The 5,134-nt window shown below is 41.7% G+C and carries 6 protein-coding genes and 1 pseudogene; 1 reads left to right on the top strand and 6 read right to left on the bottom strand.

Features of this window, described 5'->3' with window-relative positions; translation table 11 throughout:
- The first annotated feature begins 23 nt into the window (after positions 1–23).
- On the top strand, positions 24–146 hold the full coding sequence (locus R6U02_RS07080) for a hypothetical protein (RefSeq protein ID WP_410262914.1): 123 nt from the start codon (positions 24–26) through the stop codon (positions 144–146).
- A gap of 314 nt (positions 147–460) precedes the next feature.
- Here the strand turns inward: R6U02_RS07080 and R6U02_RS07075 are convergent.
- From R6U02_RS07075 to R6U02_RS07050, 6 genes and pseudogenes are all read right to left on the bottom strand, one after another.
- Positions 461–793 (bottom strand): annotated as a pseudogene (locus R6U02_RS07075) (phospholipase D-like domain-containing protein); the annotation flags it as partial.
- Positions 794–1,169: 376 nt separating this feature from the next.
- The gene (locus R6U02_RS07070) at positions 1,170–1,964 is read right to left on the bottom strand and encodes an SDR family NAD(P)-dependent oxidoreductase (protein WP_410262913.1); all 795 of its coding nucleotides are present in this window, start codon (positions 1,962–1,964) and stop codon (positions 1,170–1,172) included.
- Between the two features lie 419 nt (positions 1,965–2,383).
- Positions 2,384–2,755, bottom strand: a complete 372-nt coding sequence (locus R6U02_RS07065) for a glycine cleavage system protein H (RefSeq protein ID WP_410262912.1) — start codon at positions 2,753–2,755, stop codon at positions 2,384–2,386.
- Positions 2,756–2,785: 30 nt separating this feature from the next.
- Entirely contained in the window at positions 2,786–3,136 is a 351-nt protein-coding gene (locus R6U02_RS07060; RefSeq protein ID WP_410262911.1) for an arsenate reductase family protein, read from the bottom strand.
- A gap of 109 nt (positions 3,137–3,245) precedes the next feature.
- Positions 3,246–4,286, bottom strand: coding sequence for a YihY/virulence factor BrkB family protein (locus tag R6U02_RS07055; RefSeq protein WP_410262910.1), 1,041 nt, complete (start codon positions 4,284–4,286; stop codon positions 3,246–3,248).
- A 259-nt stretch (positions 4,287–4,545) separates the two neighbouring features.
- Positions 4,546–4,776: a DUF2969 family protein gene (locus R6U02_RS07050; RefSeq protein ID WP_410262909.1), complete on the bottom strand. Its 231-nt coding sequence runs from the start codon at positions 4,774–4,776 to the stop codon at positions 4,546–4,548.
- Positions 4,777–5,134 lie beyond the last annotated feature (358 nt).

Raw genomic sequence — 5,134 nt, 5'->3', positions numbered from 1 at the left:
ATGCCGTCGAACAGACCTTCTATATCGGCACCAACGACACCGGCGATCTGACCGATCTGCGCCGCGACATTCTGTCCGGGTTCGAGACGCTGCCTCTCCAGACGAACGGTTGTTTGAACCCTCGCGACAGTTCGTTATGCACGTAATAGCCGCGGTCGATCTCTACTGCTTTTGCCTCCCATGTCTCGATCGAGGTCAACGGTTCTTTATCTTCACGTTCCTTCTGATAATCAAGGTAAACGCGTTCGAGTTCAGCCATTTTCTCCGCCGCTTTATCCCCGCTCCAGTCAAATATAGACCAGTTGGTTTGGTCGACCGCGTAATCACTGTTGAAAAGCTCGTTGTAGTAGTCACCCATCTGATCGATGATCCCCGTTTCATCTTCGTCGGTCTTCATCATGAAGATATCTCGGTCGAAGGAATATGCCATATCTGAACTGGTCCGCTCATAGTATAAATCACTGATGTTGCGTCCCCCGCTCACTGAATATTTATTATCGACGAGGAGCAATTTATCATGCAGCCGATTATTTATCCGCCAGGGTGCATAAAAGACCGAACTGATGGGCTCGTGAAGCTTAAAGTCGATATTCGGGTGTTCGTTAAAGGCGTGCATGACATCCCTATCTTCACCTCTTACCCCGTGAAAGACGCCGTCCAAGATGTAACGAACCTTCACGCCACGGTTCGCTGCAGCCAATATGTAGGCATAAAAGAGATCGACACTTTCCCCTTCTTTCATATAAAAGTAGGCGACGTCGATGGTCTCTTCAGCCTCATCGATGATATCCATACGTGCCCCAAAGCCTTCGATGCCATATTCCAGCAAAGCCACTTTTTCTGACGTTTCAACAAATTCCGGCTGCACGTCCATTTTTTCTGGTGACGGTTGGATGACTGGCCAAATTATCGCAGTAATTAGAACATAAAGTAAATACACAGCTGCTGTTTTCCATAATCCATTCACTAATTTTCGGCTTAATTTCGCTTGATCCATAAGATTCCTCACATTTCTCCAACTTTTCTTTCACCAGTTTAACTTAATTCACCGAAAATAACATCAAAATTTTCAAGTTGAACGGACTATCAAAAAGGGTGTTACACATCTTTATGTCGAGATGCGTAACGCCCTATTTATTCGTCTTTGTTAGTTGTGACCGTAAACCGACTTAATTTTTTAATTTTTCAGCGATGACTGCCGCTGCTTTTTTAGGCATGAGACGGTACAGACGGTCCATCATTTTTGCATCATTACCGACCATGACGCGGTATTGATTCGCTTCGATAGCATCGATCATCATTTTCGCAGCAGCCGAGGCACTGGTTAATTTATGCTCTTTACCGGAAGCATCTGATTTAGATTCGCGCACGACTTGAGAATTTTTCATGATATTCGTTTTGACCGCACCTGGAAAGGCAATCGTCACCCCAACGTTTGTATCCAAGAGTTCCGAGTGCAGTGCCTCGGTCATCAGTTTGACAGCTGCTTTGGATGCTCCGTATATAGACTGCCCCGGAACTGGTAAGAAACCTCCCATGCTTGAAACATTGAGAATATACCCTTCCGGACGTTTCAATAATTCAGGCAAGAAACTTTTCACCATGTAAAGCGTCCCGTAGAAATTGATATTCATGACCTGTTCAATTTTGTCGTAACCCAAGTCGTTGACCTTGATAAAGGGTTGAATAACTCCGGCGTTGTTTATGATCCCGTCGACGCTGCCGTGGATCTGTTTTACTTCATCGACTAGCGCTTCAATGGCAGCTTTGTCAGTGATATCGATAACATGTGTGGAGAGTTTTTCTCTATGATCAAATGCCAGACGCACTGTTTCAAATAAGGACTCTTCATTTATATCCAAAATGGCTACACGTGCACCTCTATGTAAGAGCTCCAAGACAAGTTCCCTGCCCATACCAGAACCGCCGCCCGTGACAACTAATGTTTTACCGTTGACTTTCATTGTTTTTCCTCCTCATTATGTATACGCTTCAATTATACTATGAAAAAAGTATATATCATAGTTTTTGTTCAACTGTATACTATAATTATTTGATCGTTTTCTTTATTTAAGGGTCGTTATTTTCAGGATTCATTTTTCTCGATGATATAACTGACTGGGTAGTGCTAATGTGGTCTTGATTAGGCGAGTCCGCCTGACCATTCATTATGAATGCATCATCAGATTTATGATTATATCATACGCTCCAATTTGCCGTGTCCATTATTTAGACTACATCAAAAGCTGAGCCAGGTTCGGCATGCTCAGCGCAAATTCCCTGTGAGTGATGCCAAGTGGGCGCTATTTAAGCACAAAAAAATCTAAGCAGTTCTAATAATGCAAAAAGAGCAGATTTCTCTGCTCTTTCCCAATTATATGCTTTAGGTTTCGTCTTCCTTATCGAAGGTTAACTCATTATCCAGTGATTCCCAGACACTGGCATCCAGTTCGGTGACCGTAATGATCCAGTTTTCATCTCTATCTTCCTTATTTAATAAATCAGGTTCATCTTCCAGTTCTTTATGCGTCTCTTTAACTTTTACGGAGAATGGCATCGTGATCTCGGTGACCGCTTTGGCGCCTTCAACATTTAAGAATGCGTCCCCTTGCTCAAGGTTGCCATCGTTTTCAAGGACTTCCGCAAACATGACTTCGCCGACATCGTCCTGACCTTTTTCTGATAAACCGATGCGATAATCCGTGTCGTTCATTTTTTCTATCCAGATTCCATTATCATGATATTTAACTGTCATTTTCATTTCTCCTTTAATATATGCAATTTACTATAGCCAAGTTTGGGCATAGGTATTTTCTTTATAGCCAACCGTCAGTTTATTCCCGTCCATCGCTAACGGACGCTTAACCACCATGCCGTTTGAAGAAAGCCATTCAGCTGCTTCTTCGATACTCATACTGGGTACTTTCTCTTTAAGGTTGTTCTCTCTGTAGACATTTCCGCTTGTGTTGAAAAAAGATTTCATGGTCCGGTCCGTTTCCGACAAAATTTGTATCCAGGTTTCCTTGGATGGAGATGTCTCCAGTAGATTTTTAAATGTATAAGAAATGTTGTGTGCATCTAACCACTTTTGTGCCTTTTTACAGGTGCTGCACCGTGGATGGCAATAAAATTCCAACTGTATTCCTCCCTAAAGTCTCTCTTGTCCCTCTGTTATTATAGCCTACTTTCGATCAAAAATAAAAGAGCGATGCGTTCACGCACTCGCTCTTTTATTTTATTCCCAATCAATTCGTTCGGATGTCCGATTTTTTCTTTTCCCATTCTTTCACTTCACCTTCTTTTAATTTACCTACTTTATACAACTTACGTTTCAGTAAGACTGTTTCTGTTTCACTAGGATATCCTGTCCAATCTGAATCCAGCAGGCGCTTTTCGTTGCGTCTCTTCGCTTCAAATTCAGGAACGGACATGTGATTTTTCCATTCAAAGATCATCGCATTTATAAGAGCGCCCAAGAGCAATATCAGACTCGATAGATACAAGAATATCATCAGGGCGATAAAGGCTCCAAATGTTGCATTCGCCACGGCATCTCCGCCGGCAAAGCTTAAGTAAACAGAAAATCCTTCCGTCAACAGCACCCAACCGACTGTGGAAAAAATTGCTCCCTGATAAGAATATTTAAAGGCTAAGTGATGATTGGGTACGAACCAATAAACGATCAAAAAGACCAGGAATAAGATGACAATCAATATGACCCATCTCAGTAACAAGAATTGCTGGATGAAGGGTATGGTTATCCCTATCGTCTCCTGTACAAACAACAAAATCTGTTCGCCAAAGACAAAGGCAAATATAGCCAGTCCAATGACCAGTACGATGGCAACCATCGTGAGCAGAGAAACAAACCGCCCAATGATAAAGTTACTCGTTTGAAACGACCCGTATACTTCATCTAACACACGTCTTAAAATGGTGATCACACGGCTCGCTGACCATAGTGCCGCTAACAACCCGAAGGAAATCGCGCCACCACTTCCACTCTCCAGGTAGTTTGTTATGACGGGCTCGATCACGGCATAAATGTCTTCGGGAACAAATTCTGCCACTATATTCAACACTTCATTCGAATTTATCGGTAATAACGGAATGATATTCGCTAAAACCAGCAATATAGGAAATAATGATAACAGTATAAAGTAAGCCATTTCGGCAGCACTTCGATTTACCGTCGCTCTCTTCAAGTTTGACTGAGCGATTTTAATGAAACGCACGAGTTTATCTTTGCGCGGGATCTTTTCTTCAATTTGTTCAACTTTCTGCATCTCTACACACCCACTTTCAAATTTCTTCTTATTTTAATCATAGCATAATTCGATATTTCATCCCTATCAAGAAGCACTATCGAGCCCGGAATGTAAAAACACTCATACCTGATAGCTCTGAAAATGATCAGCCGACCCTCCATGACTGGTCAGGGAGGGTCCGGAAACAGATTCTATTAACGAGTAACTAAAAAAAGAACGCTTATTTTGATTTTAGTCAAAATAAGCGTTCTTAGCGTTTATTGAATTCAAAAACTATTCACGCATCGTGCAGGTTATACTCTTCAATAATCATTTGGACACCTTCATCGATAGATTGGGCTGTCCGTTTTTTGCCTGACTTGAACTCTACGCTGACGAGACTGTCACCTTCTTGTTGCAAGGTACCGATCACTTTTTTTCCAACGACGAGTTCTAATTCAGTAAACTCATCCGTATTATTTTTAGTTTCGTTGATCTCTACTTCTGTTTGCTTGTTTCTTTTTACCATATGAATTCCTCCACTTTCTTCTGCCTCATAAGTGTACTAAAAACGAACCCTTTGAGCAAGAAGCAATATTTCCATCTCGATTAATCGCAAGCGCTATTTCTTGTTATCGACTTCATTTTGCCTAGAGGAGACAAAAAGATGAAACGACTTATTATAAAGTCGTTTCATCTTTTTACGTTTTTAGTTAATTTCAGTTGCTTCTTCTATTTTGCGTGTGTGACGCGGTCTTTTTGTGTCTTTCTGGAAAGGATATCTTATACCTAGTGAATGTTTGGCAATTTTAGCTGCATGGTCAGACATTCTTTCCAGGTTCGAGACGATATCAACGAACAGTATCCCATCGGATGGCAAACCTGTT

Source organism: Alkalibacterium sp. (assembly GCF_046484155.1).
Classification (GTDB): Bacteria; Bacillota; Bacilli; order Lactobacillales; family Carnobacteriaceae_A; genus Alkalibacterium.
Note: the sequence above shows the minus strand (reverse complement) of the source record. Positions and strands in the feature narration are given on the sequence as shown.